The organism is Bifidobacterium sp. ESL1130 (assembly GCF_058507935.1).
In genome coordinates, this window is record NZ_CP196379.1 from 674,908 (window position 1) to 699,507 (window position 24,600).

At 57.9% G+C, this 24,600-nt stretch carries 20 protein-coding genes; 17 read left to right on the forward strand and 3 right to left on the reverse strand.

Annotated features, from left to right (window positions below; genetic code table 11):
- Positions 1–107: 107 nt before the first annotated feature.
- The gene (locus ACSYSO_RS02590; protein WP_491701944.1) at positions 108–866 is read right to left on the reverse strand and encodes a GTP pyrophosphokinase; all 759 of its coding nucleotides are present in this window, start codon (positions 864–866) and stop codon (positions 108–110) included.
- Positions 867–959: 93 nt separating this feature from the next.
- On the opposite strand from ACSYSO_RS02590, the gene miaA reads away from it, so the two are divergent.
- The 16 genes from miaA to carB all read left to right on the forward strand — a co-directional run bounded on the left by miaA (position 960) and on the right by carB (position 20,492).
- Entirely contained in the window at positions 960–1,949 is a 990-nt protein-coding gene (gene miaA, locus ACSYSO_RS02595) for a tRNA (adenosine(37)-N6)-dimethylallyltransferase MiaA (protein WP_491701945.1), read from the forward strand.
- A 56-nt stretch (positions 1,950–2,005) separates the two neighbouring features.
- Entirely contained in the window at positions 2,006–5,092 is a 3,087-nt protein-coding gene (locus ACSYSO_RS02600; RefSeq protein WP_491701946.1) for an FtsK/SpoIIIE family DNA translocase, read from the forward strand.
- A gap of 57 nt (positions 5,093–5,149) precedes the next feature.
- Positions 5,150–5,806 (forward strand): CDP-diacylglycerol--glycerol-3-phosphate 3-phosphatidyltransferase, encoded by a 657-nt coding sequence (pgsA, locus tag ACSYSO_RS02605; protein ID WP_489798826.1) that lies wholly within the window; start codon positions 5,150–5,152, stop codon positions 5,804–5,806.
- A complete protein-coding gene (locus tag ACSYSO_RS02610; RefSeq protein WP_489798824.1) occupies positions 5,803–6,321 on the forward strand; it encodes a CinA family protein in 519 nt (172 codons plus the stop codon). Before pgsA ends, ACSYSO_RS02610 begins: the two co-directional genes overlap by 4 nt.
- An 84-nt stretch (positions 6,322–6,405) precedes the next feature.
- The gene (locus ACSYSO_RS02615; protein ID WP_489798968.1) at positions 6,406–6,918 is read left to right on the forward strand and encodes a helix-turn-helix domain-containing protein; all 513 of its coding nucleotides are present in this window, start codon (positions 6,406–6,408) and stop codon (positions 6,916–6,918) included.
- Positions 6,919–7,124: 206 nt separating this feature from the next.
- Positions 7,125–7,358 carry a DUF3046 domain-containing protein gene (locus tag ACSYSO_RS02620; RefSeq protein ID WP_489798823.1) on the forward strand — a complete coding sequence of 78 codons (234 nt, stop codon included), beginning with the start codon at positions 7,125–7,127 and terminating at the stop codon, positions 7,356–7,358.
- A gap of 247 nt (positions 7,359–7,605) precedes the next feature.
- Positions 7,606–8,760: a recombinase RecA gene (gene recA / locus ACSYSO_RS02625; RefSeq protein ID WP_489798821.1), complete on the forward strand. Its 1,155-nt coding sequence runs from the start codon at positions 7,606–7,608 to the stop codon at positions 8,758–8,760.
- Complete coding sequence (locus ACSYSO_RS02630) at positions 8,757–9,545, forward strand: regulatory protein RecX (RefSeq protein WP_489798820.1); 789 nt, start codon at positions 8,757–8,759, stop codon at positions 9,543–9,545. Before recA ends, ACSYSO_RS02630 begins: the two co-directional genes overlap by 4 nt.
- Positions 9,546–9,862: 317 nt before the next feature.
- The gene (gene rpsL / locus ACSYSO_RS02635) at positions 9,863–10,234 is read left to right on the forward strand and encodes a 30S ribosomal protein S12 (protein ID WP_489798818.1); all 372 of its coding nucleotides are present in this window, start codon (positions 9,863–9,865) and stop codon (positions 10,232–10,234) included.
- A 3-nt stretch (positions 10,235–10,237) separates the two neighbouring features.
- Positions 10,238–10,708, forward strand: a complete 471-nt coding sequence (gene rpsG / locus ACSYSO_RS02640) for a 30S ribosomal protein S7 (RefSeq protein ID WP_489798817.1) — start codon at positions 10,238–10,240, stop codon at positions 10,706–10,708.
- Positions 10,709–10,737: 29 nt separating this feature from the next.
- On the forward strand, positions 10,738–12,867 hold the full coding sequence (gene fusA / locus ACSYSO_RS02645) for an elongation factor G (RefSeq protein ID WP_491701947.1): 2,130 nt from the start codon (positions 10,738–10,740) through the stop codon (positions 12,865–12,867).
- 164 nt (positions 12,868–13,031) lie between these two features.
- Positions 13,032–14,231, forward strand: a complete 1,200-nt coding sequence (gene tuf, locus ACSYSO_RS02650) for an elongation factor Tu (RefSeq protein ID WP_489798813.1) — start codon at positions 13,032–13,034, stop codon at positions 14,229–14,231.
- 169 nt (positions 14,232–14,400) lie between these two features.
- The gene (gene efp, locus ACSYSO_RS02655; protein WP_489798811.1) at positions 14,401–14,967 is read left to right on the forward strand and encodes an elongation factor P; all 567 of its coding nucleotides are present in this window, start codon (positions 14,401–14,403) and stop codon (positions 14,965–14,967) included.
- Between the two features lie 264 nt (positions 14,968–15,231).
- Complete coding sequence (gene nusB / locus ACSYSO_RS02660; RefSeq protein WP_489798809.1) at positions 15,232–15,810, forward strand: transcription antitermination factor NusB; 579 nt, start codon at positions 15,232–15,234, stop codon at positions 15,808–15,810.
- Positions 15,811–15,885: 75 nt separating this feature from the next.
- Positions 15,886–17,118: a glutamine-hydrolyzing carbamoyl-phosphate synthase small subunit gene (carA, locus tag ACSYSO_RS02665; RefSeq protein WP_489798807.1), complete on the forward strand. Its 1,233-nt coding sequence runs from the start codon at positions 15,886–15,888 to the stop codon at positions 17,116–17,118.
- Positions 17,119–17,120: 2 nt separating this feature from the next.
- The gene (gene carB / locus ACSYSO_RS02670; protein ID WP_491701948.1) at positions 17,121–20,492 is read left to right on the forward strand and encodes a carbamoyl-phosphate synthase large subunit; all 3,372 of its coding nucleotides are present in this window, start codon (positions 17,121–17,123) and stop codon (positions 20,490–20,492) included.
- A 390-nt stretch (positions 20,493–20,882) separates the two neighbouring features.
- Here carB and ACSYSO_RS02675 read toward each other — a convergent pair whose 3' ends face one another.
- Complete coding sequence (locus ACSYSO_RS02675) at positions 20,883–21,518, reverse strand: NAD(P)H-binding protein (protein ID WP_491701949.1); 636 nt, start codon at positions 21,516–21,518, stop codon at positions 20,883–20,885.
- A 246-nt stretch (positions 21,519–21,764) separates the two neighbouring features.
- On the opposite strand from ACSYSO_RS02675, the gene gmk reads away from it, so the two are divergent.
- Entirely contained in the window at positions 21,765–22,388 is a 624-nt protein-coding gene (gmk, locus tag ACSYSO_RS02680; protein WP_491702047.1) for a guanylate kinase, read from the forward strand.
- A gap of 211 nt (positions 22,389–22,599) precedes the next feature.
- Here the strand turns inward: gmk and ilvD are convergent, their stop codons facing one another.
- Positions 22,600–24,459 (reverse strand): dihydroxy-acid dehydratase, encoded by a 1,860-nt coding sequence (ilvD, locus tag ACSYSO_RS02685; RefSeq protein ID WP_489798802.1) that lies wholly within the window; start codon positions 24,457–24,459, stop codon positions 22,600–22,602.
- Positions 24,460–24,600: the final 141 nt, after the last annotated feature.

Consider the following 24,600-nt stretch of genomic DNA (forward strand, 5'->3'; position numbering starts at 1 on the left):
GTCAAGTCTATAGGTAGATGCTGAGTTCTTGCTGGGTAGCCTCGCTCGGTTATGCCAGCCGGGTAAAATGTCTCCGAGACGGTATAAAGCGGCTGATCCTCAAACGTTCAAGGACGTACGAGCGGCGCGGATTTCGGCGCTTCTTCCTCGCGCGGAGCCCCGTTGATGTCGCGGTGAATATTCTGCATTTGCGCTTCAATGTTCTGCAGGCTTTTGGCGCAGTCCAGCAGTGTCTGCGAATGTTCGCTAAGTTTGGCATCCGGCAAATCCGTCTTGTATCTCAGCGCGTGTTCGAGGCTGGCCCAATAGTCCATGGCGATGGTGCGGAACTGCACTTCGACCGGTGTGTAATGCTCGCCGTTGGAGAGAAACACCGGCACCGCGTAGATGACGTGTAAGCTGCGATACCCGTTCTGCTTGGGGTGCTTGATGTAGTCTTTGACCCTTAGCACCTGGATATCGGACTGGCTGGAGAGGTAGTTGGCGACGGAATAGACATCGTCTCGGTAGTTGCAGACCACTCGGATGCCTGCCACGTCGAAGAGATTGTCGCGAATCGATGTGATGCTCAGCTCCAACCCACGGCGTTGAACCTTCTCTACAATCGAGTCCACGGATTTGAGGCGACGTTCCATATGATGAATCGGGTCGTGGGAGAAATGCACATCGAATTCATTGTCCAAAATCTCGAGCTTGGTGCTGATCTCATACATCGCCCCCTCATAGACTTGCATCATGTCGACGAATTCGGCAATGTCGTCGGGGGTGAAGTGGTGCGGCCGTTCGCCGCCTGCGACGTCCTGTACCCGGGACAGACGGTTTTGAATCTCGGCGGAGTTTATGCGTTCATGACGGTCAAGTATCACACGCACATTCTACCTGTTGCCCGCTTGAAAAACCAGTATCATTTCTGTGTATGGACTGAAAACAAGCTGGGCTTGGCGAACAGAGCCGCTAGGATGGCGGCTATGGAGAAGAAAGTGATTTCGATCGTAGGGCCTACGGCTTCGGGAAAGACGGGGCTTGGCATAGCGCTTGCGCGTGCGCTGCAGGCCAAGGGAGAGCGCGCCGAAATCATCAACGCCGATGCGTATCAGATGTATAAAGGCATGGATATCGGTACTGCCAAAGCGACAGCAGAAGAACAGGAAGCAGTCAAACACCATCTGCTCGACATCATCGACCCCAGCGAGACCATGAGTGCTGCGAAATTCCAGACTTTGGCACGCAAGGAAATCACAGACACGACTAGCCGGGGCATCAGGCCAATACTGGTCGGTGGATCAGGGCTTTACGCCCGTGCCGCCATCGACGATATCGCGTTTCCCGGAACTGACAGCACTGTGCGAGAGGCCTTGGAGCAGCGAGAGAAAACAGAAGGTGCAGCAGCGCTTTACGCAGAACTGCAAGCCAAAGACCCCCAAGCCGCGGCCCGTATGGATCCGCGTAACCCGCGTCGTACCATACGTGCCCTAGAAGTGATCGAACTGACTGGCCATCCGTATTCCGCCACGCTGCCTCGCTACCGGTACGTGATTCCGTCCGTGCAAATCGGCCTTGACTTGCCTCGAGAGTCTCTCGATGAACGCGTTGAGGAACGCACACGGCGCATGTTCGCACAAGATTTTGCTGGCGAAGTACGCCGGCTTCGGCCTAGTTTGGGCAAAACGGCGGCGCGTGCCTTGGGATACGGCGACATGTGCGATTACTTGGACGGCGCGATCAGTCTCGAGGAGGCGCATGACCGTGTCGCTCAGAAAACGAAGCGCCTGGCGCGCAAACAGATGGGATGGTTTGGCCGAGATCCGCGTATCCACTGGCTTTCCGCGCTTTCGCCAAATCTGCTGGAAGAAGCGCTTGGACTGGTGCAACAAGCCGATTCGGGCGAGTTCGATGAGCGGGATGCACACGCTGATGAGTATGCAACCCATCATCTGGGAGCGAATTGAGGCACTGGATTATGTGTGTGCTCTGGTGGCGGGCATGAAGTAGAATCGGTGCTGTTATGGCACGAAAAACAGCATCACCCTCACGCAAGAATTCCAGCAGCGCTCGCAAGCGCACCGGTAGTACCTCCACGGCTTCGAAGCGGTCGTCTTCGGCCGAGGCATCAACCACAGTGATGCCTGAGATGGAACCGTGGTGGGTCAAGGCGCTGCTGTTCGTACCTCGGCTCATCGGTTCCGCGGTGCGTCTGCTGTTCGGTGTGGGGGAGTTCGACGAAGAATCACGCAATGACGGCTGGTCCTTTGTTCTGATGGTGTTTGCCGTGCTGTTTTGCGCTTCGGAATGGTTCCGGGTCGACGGATTCCTTGGCCGTTGGCTGCATGTTGTGGCCTCCAGTGCGTTGGGAGTGTCCAGCGTGGTGCTGCCTGCTTTGCTGGTGGTGCTCACCATCAGGCTGTTCCGCAATTCCGGTAAGGATTCGGGCAATCCGAAGGTAATCGGCGGTTGGGTGTTGCTGTTGTGGGCTGTCTGCTCGATTATAGACGTTGTGGTGGCGGCTCCCGAGCGTCGTTTTGATTGGGTGCAGGTGCAGCAGGCCGGTGGTTTGCTTGGGTTTGTGGTCGGTTCCCCTCTGGCTTGGGGACTGTCCGGAGGCTTCGCCATTGCTATTTTCGTGCTGGTGGCGCTGTTTGCTGTAATCGTCATGATTGCGCAACTGCATATCAATGATATTTTGGACTGGTTCCGCTCTGCCGTATTCGGCAAGGAAACCAAGAGTGGCGCAGTACCCGGTGAGCGTGATGACGACAGCGTACAGGAAGCAGAACGCGAGCAGTTCCCCAACGAGGTGCAACTTGGTGAGGAGACCATGGCGTTTGCCGAAGGCGTGCCCACGCATGACGGCACGGAAGAAGCACCTGAAGCCACACGCGGCATAGCGCAGCAGACTAAGAAGCCCGGATTGTTCTCGAGATTGTTTGGTGGTTTCAAGCGTAAAGGTAAAGGTGGCGAAGATCATTCACTCGAGCGGTATGAAGGCGATGCCGCATTTGATAAGGCCGTGGATTTACGTGAAGGTTCGGCCGGTCAGAACGATGGGCTGTTCGCCACCGAGCAGATGATGGTTGACCCTGACACCGGCATCATTGCGGAAACGCCGATGGGCGGGATTGATGTGCCGAGTGCCTTGGGCGCGGGAGCCGCAGGGGTACCGGTTTCGTCAGGTTTCTCGGCTTCGACAGCACCGGCGGGAGGTGCGGCAGACCCGGTGCCATCGGTGCTCAACGGAGCTTTCAACTCTGGTGGGGATGAGACTGCGCAGCAGGCTGGTGCAGCACCCGCCGTTACGGCGGCCATACCGCGTTCCGGCGAGACCCCTGCTGGCGTCGGCGGGGCCTCTGACCCGTGGGCAGTCATCGGCAACGATGACCAGACCCCGAACAGCAACGGCCAGACCACGGTCTTCCCGGCGGTGAACAACACGTCTGCGACTCCAGGAGTTGCAGGGGGTGCGGCTATGCCTCAGTCTGCTCCTGCGCCCGGTGTGACAGGTGCCGGTACGACCGCTGATGGACAGAATGGCGCTGATGGAGCTGCGAATGGTACCGATGGCGCCGAGAGCGCAGAAGTCGTAGTTGAAGCGCCATACCAGTTGCCTTCTCTCGAACTGCTTGCTCACGGCAAGCCTCACGCTGCTCGCACCCAGGCCAACGACAATGTGATTCGTGCACTCACCTCCACATTCGCCCAGTTCAAGGTGGATGCCAAAGTGGTCGGATTCATGCGCGGCCCGTCGGTCACGCAATACGAGGTGGAACTTGGGCCGGGAGTCAAGGTAGAGAAGATCACCAATCTTCAACGCAACATAGCCTACGCTGTGGCCAGTTCTGACGTGCGCATTCTCTCTCCGATTCCAGGCAAGTCGGCCATCGGTATCGAGATTCCGAATGTTGACCGTGAAATTGTGCATTTGGGCGATGTGCTGCGTTCCGACAAGGCTCGCAACGATCCGAACCCCATGCTTGCAGGTGTGGGCAAAGACGTAGAAGGTCATTTCGTGACCGCCGACCTTGCCAAGATGCCGCACCTCCTGGTGGCCGGCGCCACAGGTTCCGGCAAGTCCAGTTTCATCAACTCGATGCTCACCTCCATCATCATGCGTGCCACACCCGAACAGGTGCGCCTGATTATGGTTGATCCCAAACGTGTGGAACTTTCCGCCTACGCCGGAATACCGCATCTGCTCACGCCCATCATCACCGATCCCAAGAAGGCGGCACAAGCCTTGGAATGGGTGGTCAAGGAGATGGATGCGCGTTACGACGATCTCCAGTATTTCGGCTTCCGCCATGTCAAGGACTTCAACGAGGCTGTACGTGCCGGAAAAGTGCACGCACCGCTTGGCTCGAATCGAAAAGTGGCGCCGTATCCTTACATTCTCGTTGTGGTGGACGAGATGGCTGACTTGATGATGCTTGCCAAGAACGATGTGGAAAGTTCCATTCAACGCATCACCCAGTTGGCCCGTGCCGCCGGTGTGCACTTGGTGCTTGCCACCCAGCGCCCCTCCGTGGACGTCATCACCGGTCTGATCAAGGCCAACATTCCATCGCGTCTGGCGTTCGCCACCTCCTCGGCCACCGACTCGCGAGTGATTCTTGATTCGACCGGTGCCGAGGCGCTCATCGGTCAGGGTGATGCCCTGTTCCTGCCTATGGGGTCGGCCAAGCCGGTGCGCGTGCAAGGTTCTTGGGTGGGCGAGTCCGAGATTCGCAAAGCCGTCGAGTTTGCCAGTGCTCAGCGCAAGCCGAAATACCGTGAGGACATCGAAGAGATGGCCAAGAAGGCCGAGGAGCAGGAAGCGCACCCTGACGAGGAAATCGGCGGCGATATGGACACGCTGTTGGAAGCAGCCAAACTTGTGATTACCTCGCAGTTCGGTTCCACTTCCATGCTGCAACGCAAACTGCGCATTGGGTTCGCCAAGGCAGGCCGTATGATGGATCTGCTGGAGTCCCATGGGGTGGTGGGGCCTTCGGAGGGTTCCAAGGCGCGTGAGGTTCTGATCAAACCCGAAGGTTTGGATGAGGCGATTGCGTTCATCAGCGGCAAGGGCGGCGGCTCGGCCGGGAGTGCGGAAGCGTGAGGGCGTGCAACACTTGGTTTACGCTGGCAGTAGTGCAGTCGCGCTAAGGTGAGGCATATGCAACAACGCGATGAACGTCATTCCTTGTTGGACGGCTGGAACAGTCTGCCCAACTTGGTCACGTATACCCGAATTGTCTTGGTGCTGGTGTTTTTGGGACTCGATATTGCAGCCGGCCCTTGGGGTTCAGGCAATGTGGCAATGCGTGTGTGGGCTGCGGTGCTCTTTGTGATCGCCGCTTCCACAGACAAGCTGGATGGCTGGCTGGCGCGCAAATTCGACCAAGTCACCGAGCTGGGCAAGCTCATGGATCCCATTGCAGACAAGCTCCTCATCTGCTCTACGATGGTGGTCTCGTCCGCGTTTGGCGAGTTGAGCTGGTGGGTTACGGCATTGTTCTTGATTCGTGAAATCGGCATCACCGTGATGCGTTTCATGGTCATCGACACAGGCGGTCAGGTGATTGCCGCGTCCAATGCCGGCAAATACAAGACGCTTGCCGAATCCATCGGATTGGGCATGCTGGTGTCCCCGTTGTGGGCTGCGGCTCCTGCGCGCCAGACTCCCGGTGTACTGCCGAATTTAGGTGCAGCTATGCCGGGATGGTTGTCCGCTTATTACTGGTTGACCTACATTGTCATCTTTGTGGCGCTGGTGCTGTGCCTGTATTCAGGGTTCGCTTATGTGCGTGGTGTGGTGAGGTCGCGCCGGTGAACGATTTGGACGGTGACGAGCTGGCTGCCCGAGTTTTGGACAAAGCGAAGAGGGGCGGCTTGAAAATCGCTGCAGCCGAGTCGCTGACAGGCGGTCTGCTGGCTGATGCGTTTGTGCGTATTCCGGGCGCTTCACAAGTGTTTTTGGGGTCAGCTGTCACCTATGACATTGCGGCTAAGGCATCGGTATTGGGTGTGGATGCGAGTCTGCTGCGTGAGCAGGGTGCCGTGAATCCGCAAGTGGCGTGTCAAATGGCGCAAGGTGCAGCAAAACTCTACAATCAGCCTCAATATGACGAAAAAATCATCGGCCTATCTACTACTGGTGTCGCGGGTCCGGGTAGCGATGGAGGAAAGCCTGCGGGACTGGTCTATGTAGGCATCTCAATGCCCGGAAAATCAAGGGATTGCGAGCGTTCCACCACGGCATTTAAGCTTGAGCTTCCCGGTGACCGTGAACAGGTGCGACGAGGTGCTGTCATCGCGCTATTGGCAAAAGTGAACCAAATCACATAGCCAAAAGCGGAATAAATTTCTAATTTTCGCTGTTGAAGGAAGTGAATACAGTAGTTTAGAACGTTTGTAAGTGGGGTGGCACAAATGGAAACGATGACCAGAACACGTGAAACTACCCAAGCGATGGGCGTTATGCCAGGTGCAGCACGTCCCGGCTCGGCACGCAACAGGAATTTAACACCGGCGCAACGCCGGGCGGTGGCATTTGCTCAGCAGCAGGTGGTGAAAGCCCGTGCGGCAAAAAAAGCGAAGGATGATCGGCAGGCGGCACTCAATAAGATGTGGCAGCAAGAAGATGTTGATCAGTCCCGTTCTCGTGTGTCGGTGGGCAATCGTGACGAAGGAGGCGAAGTGCGTACGGTATCGTTGCGAGAGGCTATTGGCCATGTGTTGCGTGATCTGCGTACTCGTGACCACAAGACGTTACGTGAGGTGAGTGAGAAGGCCGGTGTTTCTCTTGGATATCTTTCCGAGGTGGAGCGCGGGCAGAAGGAGGCCAGTTCCGAACTGCTGGCTTCCATCGCCGAATCCTTGGGGCTGAGTACTGCGCAGATGCTGCGTATGGTGGCCGACTATCTCGACTCGGTCGAGATGTAGAACAATAGGGTGTCGGATTTTGTTCTCCGACGCTGTTGCAAGAACCCGTTACCCTGTGGTGGCGGGTTCTTTGCGTTGTGCATGGTGCGGCGCAGCGATGTGATCTGCAGCAGTGATGTGGTGCGGTGTGGCGCTGTGGTGTGGCGCACTGAGGTGAGCGGGGCAGTGGGATTGTAGAGTGGTGATGGGTGAATGGGAGGCTCGTGATGGACGAACGCGAATTTTGGGCGCTGCTTGAGGAGGTGCTCGGCCGGTCGTACGGCAGAAGCGTGGCGAGGGATTTGGTGTTGCCGGAACTCGGGGACAGATGTGTGACCGAGGCGCTGGAGAGTGGCGAGGAACCCCGAGTGGTGTGGAATGTGCTGTGCGATCATCTGCAGATTCCTGATGGACGGCGTTGGGGGAGCGATCATAATGCGCCTCCGTTGCCGGTGCGGTAATGCTGTACTGTCGGAACTTGGCGCGTGCATTGGTGCAGTATTTGCGATAGAACGCATTCGAACAAATGTTCGTATCATGCTTTATGATGACACTTAGCAATCGCAATGATGGTGATGCACAATGGTGCTGAGTCGCTCGGCGTGTCGAAATGCCGAGTGTTCGTCCACATTGCTCTGGCAAGGCTGCGTGAGTGGCTTCCGTCCCGTACGGTAGAAGGGTACAACACCCTCAAACTCAAGGAGAGATATGGCGCATCAATCGAAAAGCTCGAAAGGGCCGGTGGAAAATCTGAAGACCGGCGCTGAACCTGGTAGCGGCATTGATCCGCGTCGTCAAGCGGCGCTGGATTCCGCGCTCAAACAGGTCGAAAAGAGTTTTGGCAAAGGCTCGGCCATGCGGCTGGGAGACAGGCCTGTGGAGGATGTGGAAGTCATTCCCACTGGCTCCTTGGCCTTGGACATGGCACTGGGCATTGGCGGCTTGCCGCGTGGTCGAATCATTGAGATCTATGGTCCTGAATCGTCCGGCAAGACCACGTTGGCATTGCATTCGGTAGCAAATGCTCAGCGTAACGGAGGTGTCGCGGCATACATCGATGCCGAGCACGCCCTTGATCCGGTATATGCAAAGAAATTGGGAGTCGATACTGATTCGCTCATCATCTCTCAGCCAGACAACGGTGAACAAGCGTTGGAAATCGCTGACATGCTGGTGCGTTCCGGTGCGCTTGACATCATCGTTATTGATTCTGTGGCTGCGCTGACACCCAAGGCTGAAATAGAAGGGGACATGGGAGACAGCCATGTTGGCTTGCAGGCCAGGCTCATGAGTCAGGCGCTGCGCAAGATGACAGGAGCGCTCTCTCAGTCCGGTACCACTGCCATTTTCATCAACCAGCTGCGAGAGAAAATCGGCGTGATGTTCGGCAGTCCAGAAACCACGACCGGAGGAAAGGCGCTCAAGTTTTACTCTTCCATACGTCTTGACATTCGCAGGGTGCAGACCATCAAGAACGGTGAGGATGCCGTGGGTAACCGCACCAAGGTTAAAGTGGTGAAGAACAAGATGGCTCCGCCGTTCAAACTCGCTGAGTTCGACATTCTGTACGGTGAGGGCATATCAAAGGAAGGGTCGATTCTCGATATGGCCTTGCAGTGCGAGGTCGTGAAGAAATCTGGGTCATGGTTCACTTACGAGAGCAGTCAGCTGGGGCAGGGGCGTGAAAACGTGCGTGCCTTCCTTAAAGACAATCCCGCAGTGGCGGAGGAGATCGAAGAAAAGGTCAAGATGAAATTCGGCCTCATCCCAGATCCTAATGCCGAAGAGCCGGAAGGTGAAGCAGATGCCGCCGATGACGAGGCAACGAGCGGAGCCGAAAAGGCCGACAAAGCGGAAGCATGATTGACGTCGAAGACTTCCTTGCCAAACACCCCGTGCCCGGAGACGATGAGCATGTCTCATATGGTGCTCCGGGCGCGGGTGGCGGCATTGATGATGTCGTGGATGCTAAGAATGCGCGCTCTGTCAAGCGGCAGAGCAGCACTTATTCAAGTCGGTCACGCACGCACACGGTTCCCGTTTCCAGTCCCTACAGCAGTGCTTTCGGTGGGTCGCTTAGTGACAGCGATGCTGGCTGGTCCGAGTCGGGGAGTGGCCGCAGAGCAAAACGCAAACGTAGCACGTACCGCTATCGTTCTCAACCGGCTGTCAGGCGAGTGCCCGATGATCCGAACGATATGGATGCATGCCGTGAGGCGGCGTTGACCCTGCTGGACGCCTCGCCCAAATCATCACTGGGCATGACCAAGCGACTTATTGAAAAAGGGTATGGCGAAGTCGTCGCGAACGATGTGGTGGTGCGCCTGGTAGAATTGCGCCTTATCGATGATGTCGAGTACGCCGCATCTGCTGTACGTTCCTGTGTAGCCAGACAATTCGGCGCGCGTGGCACGCTGCAAGAGCTGAGACGCAAGGATGCAGAACCTCGTGCTGCCAGCGAGGCCGTACGTGCCGCTCAGGAGCAGGGTGCGTTCGAGGAAGCGGCATGGGAACTCGGGCGCAAAGTGGCCAGAAAAACCGAAGGACTCGATTCTCAAGTACGGCGTCGTCGCTTCTGGAGTGCTGGCGCGAGAAAAGGTCATAACCCCGAAGTGTTGCAACGCGTGGCGCAAGAGCTGCTGAGCTGATCGACCGAAGAACGATCTGATCCGCAATTGATAATGTGACCAGGTGCAAGCGAGAGTACGAGTCTGATTGCTGCCTGCGGATTGATTGTCGGCGTTGTTGCATAGACTTTGGATTGTGTGTGCCAATGGCATGCCTTATGTAACAGGCGTGCGCGTTGGGATATCCCTTGACCCGCAGATAGCGCGGCAGTAATGTCGCAGCAGGAGGGCAGAGGGCCATCGGGCCGGTGGACTGGGCTGCTTTAACCGATTCGTCGGGAGGAGCCGCACGGTGGCGGCTTCACCGAAATAAGAATGAACGAATCGGAGAATATAAGTTGCCTACTATAGAACAGCTTGTCCGTAAGGGACGCAAGGTAAAGCCGAAGAAGTCGAAGACTTTGGCTATGAAGGGGAGCCCGCTGCGCCGCGGCGTGTGCACCCGTGTGTACACCACCACCCCGAAGAAGCCGAACTCGGCTCTGCGTAAGGTCGCCCGTGTGCGCCTGAGCTCGGGCGTTGAAGTCACCGCCTACATCCCCGGCGAAGGCCATAACCTGCAGGAGCACTCCATCGTGCTCGTGCGCGGCGGCCGTGTCAAGGATCTCCCGGGTGTGCGTTACCACATCGTGCGTGGCGCGCTCGATACCCAGGGAGTCAAGGACCGCAAGCAGGGTCGTTCCCTGTACGGAGCAAAGAAGGCGAAGTAAGATATGTCACGTAAAGGACCCGCAAAAAAGCATCAGCTGCTCCCGGACCCCATCTACGGTTCGGTCGTCGTAGCTCAGCTCATCAACAAGATTCTGCTCGACGGTAAGAAGTCCATCGCCGAGGACATCGTCTACTCCGCGCTCGATATGGTCAAGGAAAAGACCGAGCAGGAGCCGGTCGCCGTGCTCAAGCGTGCGCTCGACAACATCCGTCCCAGCCTTGAGGTGCGTTCCCGCCGAGTCGGCGGCGCCACCTATCAGGTGCCGGTCGAGGTTAAGCCGAACCGTGCCAACGCCCTGAGCCTGCGCTGGCTCACCGACTTCTCTCGCGCGCGTCGCGAGAAGACCATGGCAGAGCGCCTGGCCAACGAGATCCTCGACGCCTCTAACGGCCTGGGTGCTTCCGTGAAGCGCCGCGAGGATACGCACAAGATGGCAGAGGCCAACAAGGCCTTCGCTCATTACCGCTGGTAATTCAGGAATCTCAAGCGTAAGGAATTGTTATGGCACTTGACGTGCTCAATGACCTCAATGAGGTCCGCAACATCGGCATCATGGCTCACATCGATGCCGGCAAGACCACGGTGACGGAGCGTATCCTCTACTACACCGGTAAGAACTACAAGATCGGCGAGACCCACGACGGCGCCTCCACCATGGACTTCATGGCGCAGGAGCAGGAACGTGGTATCACCATTCAGTCCGCGGCAACGACATGCTTCTGGAACCGCCAGACGCATGACGACAAAGAAAAGTTCCAGATCAACATCATCGACACCCCCGGCCACGTGGACTTCACGGCCGAGGTGGAGCGCTCCCTGCGCGTGCTCGATGGTGCCGTCGCTGTCTTCGACGGCAAGGAAGGCGTGGAGCCTCAGTCCGAGACTGTGTGGCGTCAGGCCGACAAGTACGGCGTGCCGCGCATCTGCTTCATCAACAAGATGGATAAGCTCGGCGCTGACTTCTACTACTCGGTGGACACCATCAAGGAGAAGCTTGGTGCCAACCCGCTCGTCGTGCAGCTGCCTATCGGCGCTGAGAACGACTTCCTGGGCGTTGTCGACCTGATCCGCATGAAGGCTTATGTCTGGAACGATGTCTCCGGCGATATGGGTGCCCACTACGACACCACCGATATTCCCGCCGACCTGCAGGCCAAGGCTGAGGAATACCGCGCCGCTCTGCTCGACCAGGTGGCCGAGTCCAGCGACGAGCTCATGGAGAAGTACCTTGAGACCGGCGAGATGAGCGAAGAGGAGCTCCGTCAGGGCATCCGCACGCTGACCATCTCCCGCCAGGCCTACCCGGTGCTCTGCGGTTCCGCGTTCAAGGACAAGGGCATTCAGCCCATGCTTGATGCCGTGGTCGACTTCCTGCCCAGCCCCGAAGACGTGCCGGCCATCGCTGGTTTCGATCCTTCGGACGAGTCCAAGGAAATCACCCGCAAGCCCACCATGGACGACCCGTTCTCCGCGTTGGTCTTCAAGATCTCGACGCACCCCTTCTATGGCAAGCTCGTCTTCGTGCGTGTCTACTCCGGTTCGGTCAAGCCCGGCGATTCCGTGCTCGATTCCACCAAGGGCAAGAAGGAGCGCATCGGTAAGATCTTCCAGATGCACGCCGATAAGGAGAACCCTGTAGATGCAGCAGAGGCTGGCAACATCTACACGCTCGTCGGTCTGAAGAACGTCTCCACCGGTGAGACGCTCTGCGATGAGAAGGCTCCGATTTCTTTGGAGTCCATGACCTTCCCTGATCCTGTGATCGAGGTGGCTGTGGAGCCCAAGACCAAGGCCGATCAGGAGAAGATGAGCATCGCGTTGGCGAAGCTGTCCGACGAGGATCCGACCTTCCAGGTCAAGACCGATGAGGAGAGCGGCCAGACGCTGATCTCCGGCATGGGCGAGCTGCAGCTCGACATCATCGTCGACCGTATGCGTCGTGAGTTCAAGGTGGAGTGCAACGTGGGTAACCCGCAGGTCGCCTACCGTGAGACCATCCGCAAGGCCGTCATGAACCAGGAGTACACGCACAAGAAGCAGACCGGTGGTTCCGGTCAGTTCGCAAAGGTGCTCATGAACTTCGAGCCTCTGGACACCGAAGCCGGCGAGACTTACGAGTTCTCCAACGAGGTCACTGGCGGACACATCGGCAAGGAATTCATTCCTTCGATCGATCAGGGTGTGCAGGAGGCCATGGAGTCCGGTGTGCTGGCAGGCTTCCCTGTGGTGGGCGTCAAGGCGACCGTCACCGACGGCCAGACCCACGACGTCGACTCCTCGGAGCTTGCGTTCAAGATCGCCGGTTCCATGGCGTTCAAGACCGCAGCCCCCAAGGCCAAGCCGGTCATCCTCGAGCCGATCATGGCCGTCGAGATTCATACTCCGGAAGAGTACATGGGCGATGTGATGGGTGACATCAACTCTCGCCGTGGCAACATCCAGGAGATGAAGGATTCCTCTGGTGTCAAGGTCATCGACGCGAAGGTGCCGCTGAGCGAGATGTTCGGTTACATCGGCGAGCTGCGTTCCAAGACGCAGGGCCGCGGTATGTTCTCCATGCAGATGGACTCCTATGCCGAGGTTCCGAAGAACATCGCGGACGACATCATCAAGGCCCAGCGCGGCGAATAACCACGCGCCTGCTGCGTGTTCCGCTGTCTCCAGTCAGCGTTAAGATTTTTTAACGCTGACTGGGTTAGGGCACTAAGTGGCAGGTAACCCAGAAACCCAGTAAACTGCAGCGAGTCTCGCCCCCGAGTGGCGAGGGCAAGCTCAAAACGTCCAGGAGGACACTAATGGCAAAGGAAAAGTACGAGCGGACTAAGCCGCACGTGAACATCGGTACGATCGGCCACGTCGATCACGGTAAGACGACCCTGACCGCAGCTATCTCCAAGGTGCTGCACGAGGAGTTCCCGGATCTCAACCCGGCATACGACTTCGATCAGATTGATGCTGCTCCTGAAGAGAAGGACCGCGGCATCACCATCAACATCGCCCACATCGAGTATCAGACGGCCAACCGCCACTATGCTCACGTGGACTGCCCCGGCCACGCCGACTTCGTGAAGAACATGATCACCGGTGCTGCCCAGATGGATGGCGCTATCCTCGTGGTCGCGGCCACCGATGGCCCCATGGCTCAGACTCGCGAGCACGTGCTGCTCGCCCGTCAGGTAGGCGTGCCGAAGATTCTCGTCGCTCTGAACAAGTGCGATATGGTCGAGGACGACGAGCTCATCGAGCTCGTTGAAGAAGAAGTCCGCGATCTGCTGGATGAGAACGGCTTCGACCGCGATTGCCCGGTCATCCGTACCTCCGCTTACGGTGCACTGCACGACGATGCTCCGGATCACGACAAGTGGGTACAGACCGTCAAGGATCTTATGGACGCTGTGGATGATTACATCCCCACCCCGGTCCACGATCTGGACAAGCCCTTCCTCATGCCTATCGAGGATGTCTTCACGATTTCCGGCCGCGGCACCGTGGTCACCGGTCGTGTGGAGCGCGGCAAGCTTGCGATCAACACCACCGTCGAAATCGTTGGTATCCGCGATACGCAGACCACCACCGTCACCTCCATCGAGACCTTCCACAAGCAGATGGATGAGTGCGAGGCCGGCGACAACACCGGTCTGCTGCTCCGCGGCATCAACCGTGACGACGTCGAGCGCGGCCAGGTTCTGGCTGTCCCCGGCTCCGTGACTCCTCACACCAAGTTCGAGGGCGAAGTCTACGTTCTGACCAAGGACGAGGGTGGCCGTCACTCGCCGTTCTTCTCGAACTACCGTCCTCAGTTCTACTTCCGCACCACCGACGTCACCGGCGTTATCACCCTGCCGGAAGGCGTCGAGATGGTTCAGCCTGGCGATCACGCCACCTTCTCCGTTGAGCTCATTCAGCCCATCGCAATGGAGGAAGGCCTGACCTTCGCTGTGCGTGAAGGCGGCCACACGGTCGGCTCAGGTCGAGTCACCAAGATCGTTGAGTAGTCAACATCTACAGCTGACAGCACGCTGATTGCGTAGCTGCTGGCATAAAGGGCCGGTTCTTCGGAACCGGCCCTTTTCGTTTATTCTCTAGACGTTATGGCATAATGGGCTGAGCTTCAGTATGGGGACGGCTTCTTCGGTTCCCCCGAGATTGTTAAGGTGAATAAACGTGGCACAGACTAGTAATGACATCAAGAACGGTTCTGTTCTGAATCTCGACGGCCAGCTGTGGACCGTCACGAAGTTCCAGCACGTCAAGCCTGGCAAAGGCCCGGCTTTCGTGCGTACCACCATCAAGAACGTGCTGACGGGCAAGATTGTGGACAAGACCTTCAACGCCGGCATGAAGATGGAGTTCGAGACTGTCGACAACCGTACGCTCCAGTATTCGTACGACGAAGGCGATAACTTCGTTTTCATGGACATGACGACCTACGATCAGGTCAACATCCCCAAGACCCTCGTCGCCGATCAGGCCAAGTTCCTGCTGGAAGGCACGGATTGCATCGTCAGCTTCCACGACGGCACCCCTCTGAGCGTTGAACTCCCGGCTTCAGTGGTGCTCACGGTCACCGCTACAGAGCCTGGCGTGCAGGGCAACCGTTCCAACGCAGGTACCAAGCCAGCAACGGTCGAGACCGGTGCTGAGATTCAGGTGCCGCTCTTCGTCGGCGAAGGTGAGAAGGTAAAGGTTGATACGCGCGACGGTTCATACCTGGGCCGCGAAAACAGCTGATTGAGGCATATCGCACTTGCTGCCGGTGCAGGAACAGGTTGCTGAAGGAAATGCCGTTGTACGGCTGCACTTCGAATCTTATCTGTTGCTGATGCGTTTTGCGTCTCGTACGTACAAACGTGAGATCGGCCGGTAGAGCAATGTTGGTGTGCAACTGTCACACAACAGTATTTGCGCGCGACGCACTCGCGCATATCGTTTCCCGTGAGCCGGGTGGCTCATGGGAAACATTGTTTACACGCATTTTTAAGAGGTAGAGGTGACATGGCACGTTCCACTGCGCGCAAGCGGGCGCTGAACACACTGTACGAGGCGGATGAGAAAGATCAGGACATCGTCTCATTGCTCGAGGAACGCATCGCTCAGCCAGGGGCGCAGACCCCGCTGCCGCAGTATGCCATTGACATTGTGCGCGGTGTTGCCGAGCATGAAGATGACATCGACGATGCGCTCGACGAGCATTCGACAAAGTGGAGCCTGGAACGTATGGCGGTGGTTGATCGCAATATTTTGCGAGTGGCCGCTTGGGAGATACTGTTCAATGCCGAAGTTCCGGACCGTGTGGCCATTGATGAGGCTCTTGGCTTGGCCAAGTCGCTGTGCGACGACGAATCTCCAGCCTTCATTCACGGTCTGCTCAGCGCGCTGAGTAACGACAAGGATGCAGCACTGGAACGTATAGCCAAGGCAGAGCAGGAACGTGAGGCACAGCGTCGCCAAGAAGCGGCGCTCCACGCGCCGACCGCTCCCGGGTTCCTTACCTCCGGCGGCGTTTCCGGTAGGGGAGACGGCAAGCCGATGGACTGGAGCAGCGACGATGAGAGCCAGTCGGATAGCGACTGAAACTCCGTCACTGTGAGCGAAATCGCAGCACCTCGCTACACTAGACCAGAATGTCCGCTGTGAAAAGGGGTATAGGTGAGTTATCACGACACCAACGCCACTGCAGCTGGAAGTCGTTCCCCAATGGATGCTTTGCTCGTACTTGAAGATGGCGAAGTGTACACCGGGAACGCTTACGGTGCGGTAGGCCAAGTAACTGGAGAAATTGTTTTCAACACCGGCATGACCGGCTATCAGGAGACTCTGAGCGATCCTAGCTATGACCGTCAGATTGTGGTACAGACGTTTCCTCACATCGGCAATACCGGTGTGAACAGGGAAGACGAAGAGTCGCCAAGCATATGGGTGGCTGGGTATGTGGTTCGTGAACCCAGCCCATGCGTCAGTAATTGGAGGGCGCAAGACCCGTTGGAAGACCAATTGGCAAAACAAGGAATTGTTGGTATTTCAGGTATCGACACTCGCCGACTCACACGACATCTGCGGCAGGCAGGCGTTATGCGGGCCGGCGTTTTTTCTGGCCGTGTGCGCCTGGATTCCAACGGTAATGAGCGTTCGGTGGAATCGCTGGTTGAGGTGGTGCGCCAGTCGCCTGGCATGGCAGGCGCCAATCTGAGCGACGAAGTGAGCTGCTCGCAGCCATATACGGTCGAGCCTGCCGGGCAATGGGAGGGCAAAGAGCCCCTGCACACTGTAGCTGCCTTGGATATGGGCATCAAAGCAATGACGCCACATCGTCTGGCTGAGCGTGGCTGCCGTGTGCACGTGTTGCCTGCCAGTTCCACTATGGAAGACATCGAACGGCTCAACCCCGATGGTGTGTTCTTCTCGAACGGCCCAGGAGATCCAAGCACCGCCGACCGTGAAGTGGCATTGTTGCGCCAGGTGCTTGACGCGCGCTTGCCGTTTTTTGGTATTTGCTTCGGCAACCAGCTGTTGGGCCGCGCATTGGGCTTTGGCACGTACAAGCTCAAATTCGGGCATCGCGGTGTGAACCAGCCGGTGAAGAACCTGCGTACCGGCAAAGTCGAAATTACGGCGCATAATCACGGGTTCGCCGTGGATGCACCGATTGGTGAGGATGTGGATGCGCCGTTCGCCGATGGGCGTTACGGCAGAGTTCGTGTTTCCCACGTTGATTTGAACGACAATGTCGTGGAAGGGCTGGAATGTTTAGACATTCCGGCCCTTTCTGTTCAGTATCATCCTGAGGCTGCCGCAGGTCCACACGATGCCTCATATCTGTTCGACCGATTCGTCGCGCTTATGGACGGCCAGTCCAACGGTGCGGAACACCAAGGGGAGTAACGATGCCTAAGAGAAGTGATATTTCGTCGGTCATGGTGATCGGCTCCGGTCCGATCGTCATCGGGCAGGCGGCAGAATTCGACTATTCCGGCACTCAGGCTTGCCGGGTGCTGCGCGAGGAAGGCGTAAGGGTCATCCTCGTCAACTCGAACCCGGCCACCATCATGACCGATCCGGAGATGGCCGATGCCACCTACATCGAGCCCATTGACACGGCCATCCTTGAACGCATCATAGCCAAGGAACGGCCTGATGCGCTGCTGCCGACTCTTGGCGGACAAACTGCGCTGAACGCTGCTAAAGCGTTGGGGGAGCAAGGCATTCTCGACAAGTACCATGTGGAACTCATCGGGGCTTCGCTCGAGGCGATCGACCGCGGTGAAGACCGCGAACAGTTTAAGCAGGTCGTCGAGGCGGCCGGAGCCGAATCTGCCCGTTCCGACGTAGCGCACACCATGGAGGAAGTGGACGCCGTGGTGGAACGTCTGGGCGGATACCCGGTGGTGGTGCGCCCCAGCTTCACCATGGGCGGCCTGGGCTCGGGCATCGCTCATGACAAAGACGAACTGCACCGCATCGCGGGTGCCGGCCTGCACGATTCACCTACTGACGAAGTGCTTATCGAAGAAGGCATCGAAGGTTGGAAGGAGTACGAGCTTGAACTGATGCGCGACCGCAACGACAACGTAGTGGTCGTATGTCCCATCGAGAACGTTGATCCGGTGGGCGTGCATACCGGCGATTCGATCACTGTGGCTCCTACATTCACTCTGACGGACCGGGAATATCAGCGCATGCGAGACATCGGCATCGCCATCATCCGCGGTGTGGGGGTCGACACGGGCGGCTGCAACATTCAGTTCGCCATCAACCCTGTCAACGGCCGCATCATCGTCATCGAAATGAACCCGCGCGTTTCCAGGTCGTCGGCTTTGGCCTCCAAAGCCACCGGTTTCCCCATCGCCAAGATCGCAGCCAAACTGGCCTTGGGCTATACGCTCGACGAAATCGACAACGACATCACCCGTTCCACACCGGCCAGCTTCGAACCGGTCATCGACTATGTGGTGGCCAAAGTGCCGCGCTTCACCTTCGAGAAATTCCCGGAGGCTGATCCCACGCTCACCACTTCCATGAAGTCGGTGGGAGAAGCGATGGCGTTGGGCGGCAACTTCCAGGAGGCATTGGGCAAAGCCATGCGGTCCATAGACAAACGCCATATGGGCTTCTCCTGGGATGGGCCAAAACCTGACGAGGCGGAAGTGGCGCAGTTGCTCGAGCAGATGCGTACTCCCACCGAGCACCGGTACTTGCAGATCCAACGCGCGCTATGGGGCGGGGCGAGTGTCGAACAGCTCTTTGATGCCACGAAGATCGACCCATGGTTCCTCAACCAGTTCGCGCTCATCAACCGAACCGCCATTGAAGTGCGCTACACCGAAACGCTTTCCCCGGCATTGCTGAGGCAAGCCAAACGCGCCGGCCTCTCCGACCTCCAGATCGCCCATCTGCGCTACTTGGGCGACGAAGGCGAGGAGACGATTCGCCAGTTGCGTCAACGCTACGGGTTGCGCCCGGTCTACAAGACCGTCGACACATGCGCCGCCGAATTCGACGCGGCCACACCGTACTACTACTCCTGCTACGCCGATGAGAGCGAGCTGGAACAACGCAAACGTGAAGCCGTCATTATTTTGGGATCCGGTCCCAACCGTATTGGACAAGGCATCGAGTTCGACTACACGTGCGTGCATGCGGTGCAGGAGCTGGGGCAAGACTTTGACACCATCATGGTCAACTGCAATCCCGAAACTGTCTCCACTGATTACGACATGTCCGACAGGCTCTACTTCGAGCCGCTCACCTTCGAAGACGTGATGGAAATCTACGAGGCAGAGCTGCAGCTTGGGCCGGTCAAAGGTGTTGTCGTGCAGCTCGGCGGTCAAACACCGCTCTCTTTGGCGGCACGACTCAAGGCCGCTGGCGTTCCGATTTTGGGTACCAGCCCGGAGTCCATCGACCTGGCGGAAAACCGTGAACTGTTCGGTGAGGTACTGCGCAGGGAGGGTCTCAATGCGCCGCGGTACGGCACGGCACTGAGCCTCGACGAAGCGCGAAAGGCCGCCCACGATATCGGCTATCCCGTTTTGGTGCGCCCCAGCTATGTGCTGGGCGGACGTGGTATGGAAATCGTCTACGACGATGCCCAGCTGCAAACCTATGTGAATCGTGCCCTGGCGCAAGCCCAGTCGGATACGGTTGTCTCAGGCAGGCTGCCTTCGCCGTTGCTCATCGACAAGTTCCTCCAAGATGCCATCGAAATTGACGTGGACGCGCTCTACGACGGCACTGAACTCTACATCGGCGGCATCATGGAACACGTGGAGGAGGCTGGTGTGCACTCTGGAGACGCCGCTTGCACGCTACCTCCGAGCACGCTTTCCGACGATCAAATCGAACGTCTGCGTGCCGCCACCCTCGCCATAGCCCAAGGCTGCGGTGTGCAAGGTGTGCTTAATGTGCAGTTCGCGTACATGGCCAATACACTCTATGTGATCGAAGCCAATCCGCGTGCTTCACGTACCATTCCCTTTGCGTCCAAGGCCACCGGTGTGGCGCTCGCCAAGGCGGCTTCGCGCATCATGGTGGGGGAGTCTGTCGCCGATCAGCGCCGGCGTGGTCTGCTGTTGCCTCAAGGCGACGGAGGCACCATGCATGATGGTCAGCAGGTGGCGGTCAAGCAATCTGTACTGCCGTTCAAGCGGTTCCGTACTCAGGCCGGTCGTTCTGTCGACACGCTGCTGGGGCCGGAGATGCATTCCACTGGCGAGGTGATGGGCTTCGACCGGGACTTCCCTCATGCCTTTGCCAAGAGTCAGCTGGCTGCCTACCCGGGTGGTCTGCCGGTCACGGGCAATGTGTTCCTGTCGGTGGCGGACGCTGACAAACGACAGCTGCCTCTTATCGCGGTGCGTTTGCAGGAGCTCGGTTTCACGCTATGCTGCACTGAAGGCACCGCCTCCGTGCTGCAACGATACGGCATCGAATCGAAGGTGGTGAGCAAGATTTCCTCTTCGATCGAGGCTGAGCGTGCGTTGCGCGAACGGTACGGGGCAGATGCCATCGGGCAAAACCCGGTGCAGATGATTGAGGACGGAAAGATCGATATGGTGCTCAACACGCCGTCCAGTCGCGACTCGCGCTCAGACGGTTATGCCATTCGTGCTGCGGCGGTGATTGCGGATGTGCCTCAGTTCACCACGGTCACCGAGTTTCTTGCGGTGCTGCTGGCCATTGAGGCAGTGAAGGCCGATGACTACCAGGTGATGAGTATCCAGGAGCATGCCGCCCACCTCTTTGCCGGGCAGCAGTAGACGCAGTGATGCACCGTGTTTCATTCCGTGAGTACTTTGACCGGAGTATTGCGTATTAGCGAATATGAGAATGGCGAGTTTTCAACGTTGCTCATATCAGGCTATCGCCAAGACTCGTGGAAAAGTACTCACGGAACGAAAAAGGACTTCAATAACCTTCATACAGGGTTGTTGAAGTCCTTTTTATCGTGCAGAGTCATTCAATAGGGACGTTTTGAGCAATATTGGGATGATTGCTTATTATGCGCTGTTGGTATCAAGCCATTTTCACTATTCAGGTTTGCGCGTTTGTGCGTATGTGTCCCTACTGAACGAACTCAGTGGGTAGGAGGGCTTGCGGTGACCGCTGCTGCAGCTGTCAGTTATGGTGGTTGTTGGCGTGCGTAAGGCTCACCACATGGGTCGGTCGCCGTCGGTGCCTGGGCGATCAATGCCTACACTGGCATGGTTGTCGAGCGTCGGATCAGCTACCAGACGCATGATGTAGTCGGCAATCGAGGCACGTGAAATAGTGGTGCCGCGGAATGGCCCGCCCTTCTGCGTCAGCTCATAGTTTGTGTCGTCTTCGTTGTCCATGTAGGCGGCGCGAATGATGGTGTAGTTCAGGTCGGAGTCTTCAATGATGGCTGCGGCACGTCGGGTATCGTCCATCACTGCCTTGCCGCAGCTTTCCTCGACCCAGCGTCCAAACTCACCGGGAACTTCAAAGTACAGGCCGAGGCCGGTCACATGAATGAGTCGTTTTACGCCGGTCTCGTCCATGGCTTTGACAATGTTGGCCACCATTGGTTCGAACTGTCCTCCAAGATTGGCGTAGACCACATCCTGGCCTTGCATGGCTGCAACGAGCGTAGCGTAATCGTTCACGTCGCCTTCGACGACGGTTTCGCGTGACGGATCGGCATCGTCAATGCGCGTGGAATCGCGCAAGTACAAGGTGAGGTGGGCGTCGGTTTCGAGCAGCAGACGTTGGCGTACCAGTCTGGCAATCTGCCCGTACGCGCCCAAGATGATGATATTGGTCATATGCTTTCCTCCCATGGCGAATGCATGATGAATGGTTCAGATATTCCACTTTAACTCTTTAAGCGCACTCGAAGTCAAGAGAGCGAATTGGAGGGAGTGTGTCATAAGGGAATGCGCGTCGAGGATGGATAAATGCGTCTGCCGGAGCAGGCATTGCAATGGGTGTGTCATGCGGGGCGTTTATTCCTTGTAATTTGTAGACTTGAGTTCAACAATTGGTATGGAAAGCAGGAACGGGTGAGTGAGATGGAACAGCCGATGCAAGGTGCCGGACAGATGGGTGCGCAGCCTCGGGGGAGGCTTATTGTGCTGAGCGGGCCGACCGCCGTGGGTAAAGGCACGGTCGAGGCTCAGCTGCGCGCGTCGCACCCGCAGGTGTGGGTATCGGTGTCTGGAACCACGCGCGCGCCTCGCCCCGGGGAAGAGAACGGTAAAACCTACTGGTTTATGAGCGAACCGGAGTTCCTCGAGAAAGAACGCGAAGGCTGGTTCTTGGAAACTGCCACTGTGCACGGCATGGCGCGTTATGGCACGCCGTTGCAGCCGGTGCTTGACCATTTGGCGCAGAACATTCCTACGATTTTAGAGATTGACTTGCAAGGTGCGCGGCGAGTGCGGCAGCGGGCTGCAGAGTTGAACCTCGAGATTGTCTCCGTGTTTGTGGCTCCACCCAGCTATGACGAGTTGGTACGCCGTTTGGTTGGTCGAGGAACTGAGAGTGAGGAGCAGCAGGCGCGGCGCCTGGAAACTGCCAAAGTTGAGATGGCGGCCGAACCGGAATTCGATGTCGTCATCACTAACGACACCGTTGAGCATGCGGCCGACGAATTGTGGAGCATTATCGCACAAGAGTATGGCATTGAGGAATAGACTGGGAAATAGATTGAGGAATAGTGAGTTGCGGTCTACTTAAGCTGCGGCCGTTATGCCTGCCGGTGATGGCCTAGTGAACCGGCCACGGTGCCGATTTGGCGATGCCCTACATTCCCCAATACCGGTAGGTAGAAGCTGCTACCACATAGAGTAGGAGGGTATCCATACCATATGGAAACCCTCCTCTTGCGTTATGCTGCGCCTCAGCTTATGCCAAACCGCTGAGCTGATTGATGAGCTCGGGGTCGCGTGTGGCGCCCTTGTCGGCAGACCGAGCAAATGCGGCGTAAGCCTTGAGGGCTTGAGAGACCTTGCGGTCGCGGTGAGCCACGTAGCCGTCGCCGGCCTCCAGTTCCCGGCGGCGCTCGGCGAACTGTTCGTCGCTCAATTCCACGTTGATGGTGCGAGCAGGAATGTCGATGTCAATCATATCGCCGTCGCGAATCAGGGCGATGGGGCCCTTGTTGGCGGCTTCCGGTGCTACGTGGCCGATGGACAGTCCTGAGGAACCACCGGAATAGCGGCCGTCGGTAATGAGCGCCACATCTTTGCCGATGCCTTTGCCTTTGACGAACGAGGTGGGGTAGAGCATCTCTTGCATACCGGGGCCGCCCTTGGGGCCTTCATAGCGGATGACCAGAGCCTCGCCCTTCTTGAGTTTGTCGCCCAGAATGACCTCGACGGCCTGCTCCTGAGACTCGACGATGCGCGCCGGACCGTGGAACTTCCAAATGTTCTCAGGCACGCCGGCGGTTTTGACCACACAGCCGTCCGGAGCGAGATTGCCGCGCAGAATCGCCAGACCGCCCTCCTTGACTGCTGGGTGATCGATGTCGTTGATGGCACCGTGCACGCGGTCGGTGTCCAGTCCGTCCGCGAGCGTCTCGTGGGTGAACGGCTCGGGGGAGGTGATATGACCCGGAGCTGCGCGATAGAACTCTTTGGCTTCCGGCAGGCAGGTTTCGCGCATGATGTCCCAATCGGCGAGCTTGGCTTGCAGACTGGGATAGTCTACGGAATGCACGTCTTGGTGGAGTTTGCCGGCGCGATCCAGTTCGCCAAGGATACCGCAGATGCCTCCGGCCCGATGCACGTCGGTGATTTCCCAATCACCGGAAGGGCTGGCTTTGCAGATGCAGGGCACAGTGTGGCTGATGCGTTCGATGTCGTCGAGTGTGAAGTCTACGTCGGCGCTCTGGGCGGCGGCTAGGATGTGCAGCACGGTATTGGTTGATCCGCCCATGGCCACGTCCATGGTCATGGCGTTCTCGAAGGCGTGCTTCGTGGCGATATTGCGCGGCAGAACGGAGTCGTCATCTTCGTCGTAATAGCGGTGGGCCAGAGTGACAATTTGGTGTCCGGCGCGCTCGAAGAGCTGCTTGCGGTAGCCGTGTGAGGCCAGCGTGGTTCCATTTCCCGGCAGTGCCAGTCCCAAGGCTTCCGTTAGGCAGTTCATGGAGTTGGCGGTGAACATGCCGGCGCACGACCCGCAGGTGGGGCACACGGTCTTCTCATAGGCGAGCAGGTCCTCGTCGGAGACATTGTCGTCGGCGGAGGCGTACATCACGTCGATGAGATCGGTGGTCAGTTCGCTGCCGTCTGACAGTTCGGTGCTTCCGGCTTCCATGGGGCCGCCGGAGACGAAGATGGTGGGGATGTTGAGGCGAAGCGCAGCCATGAGCATGCCCGGAGTGATTTTATCGCAGTTGGAAATGCATACGAGTGCGTCGGCGCAATGCGCGTTGACGGAATATTCGATGGCATCGGCGATGATGTCGCGGCTTGGCAGTGAGTACAGCATGCCGGTGTGGCCCATGGCGATGCCGTCGTCCACGGCGATGGTGTTGAATTCGCGCGGAATGCCGCCGGCCTCTTTAACAGCCTTGGACACCAAGCGTCCTACCTTGTTGAGGTGGACGTGCCCGGGAACGAACTCGGAGAACGAGTTGGCGATGGCGACGATGGGTTTGCGGCCCAAGTCGTCTCCTGCCACGCCTGCGGCGCGATAGAGTGCTCGGGCGCCGGCGAACATACGGCCGGTCATGATGTTATGTGAGCGCATTTGCATGATTTCAATGTAGCGTACATCGTTGCTGCGCGCCGGCTGCGCCCGCATAGTGGACGTGTGTGGGGCGTGTTGTTGCGGAAAGAGGGTGGGAACCGCTTGCCCTTGAATACCCCTGGGGGGTATAGTATTGTTGATTGGGAC

What these genes read in the sequence shown, in the direction of transcription:
- miaA (WP_491701945.1), top strand. Translation starts at nt 960, where the DNA reads ATGGCGGCTATGGAGAAGAAAGTGATTTCGATCGTAGGGCCTACGGCT.
- ACSYSO_RS02600 (WP_491701946.1), top strand. Translation starts at nt 2,006, where the DNA reads ATGGCACGAAAAACAGCATCACCCTCACGCAAGAATTCCAGCAGCGCT.
- pgsA (WP_489798826.1), top strand. Translation starts at nt 5,150, where the DNA reads ATGCAACAACGCGATGAACGTCATTCCTTGTTGGACGGCTGGAACAGT.
- ACSYSO_RS02615 (WP_489798968.1), top strand. Translation starts at nt 6,406, where the DNA reads ATGGAAACGATGACCAGAACACGTGAAACTACCCAAGCGATGGGCGTT.
- ACSYSO_RS02620 (WP_489798823.1), top strand. Translation starts at nt 7,125, where the DNA reads ATGGACGAACGCGAATTTTGGGCGCTGCTTGAGGAGGTGCTCGGCCGG.
- recA (WP_489798821.1), top strand. Translation starts at nt 7,606, where the DNA reads ATGGCGCATCAATCGAAAAGCTCGAAAGGGCCGGTGGAAAATCTGAAG.
- ACSYSO_RS02630 (WP_489798820.1), top strand. Translation starts at nt 8,757, where the DNA reads ATGATTGACGTCGAAGACTTCCTTGCCAAACACCCCGTGCCCGGAGAC.
- rpsG (WP_489798817.1), top strand. Translation starts at nt 10,238, where the DNA reads ATGTCACGTAAAGGACCCGCAAAAAAGCATCAGCTGCTCCCGGACCCC.
- fusA (WP_491701947.1), top strand. Translation starts at nt 10,738, where the DNA reads ATGGCACTTGACGTGCTCAATGACCTCAATGAGGTCCGCAACATCGGC.
- tuf (WP_489798813.1), top strand. Translation starts at nt 13,032, where the DNA reads ATGGCAAAGGAAAAGTACGAGCGGACTAAGCCGCACGTGAACATCGGT.
- nusB (WP_489798809.1), top strand. Translation starts at nt 15,232, where the DNA reads ATGGCACGTTCCACTGCGCGCAAGCGGGCGCTGAACACACTGTACGAG.
- carB (WP_491701948.1), top strand. Translation starts at nt 17,121, where the DNA reads ATGCCTAAGAGAAGTGATATTTCGTCGGTCATGGTGATCGGCTCCGGT.
- ACSYSO_RS02675 (WP_491701949.1), bottom strand. Translation starts at nt 21,518, where the DNA reads ATGACCAATATCATCATCTTGGGCGCGTACGGGCAGATTGCCAGACTG.
- gmk (WP_491702047.1), top strand. Translation starts at nt 21,765, where the DNA reads ATGGAACAGCCGATGCAAGGTGCCGGACAGATGGGTGCGCAGCCTCGG.
- ilvD (WP_489798802.1), bottom strand. Translation starts at nt 24,459, where the DNA reads ATGCAAATGCGCTCACATAACATCATGACCGGCCGTATGTTCGCCGGC.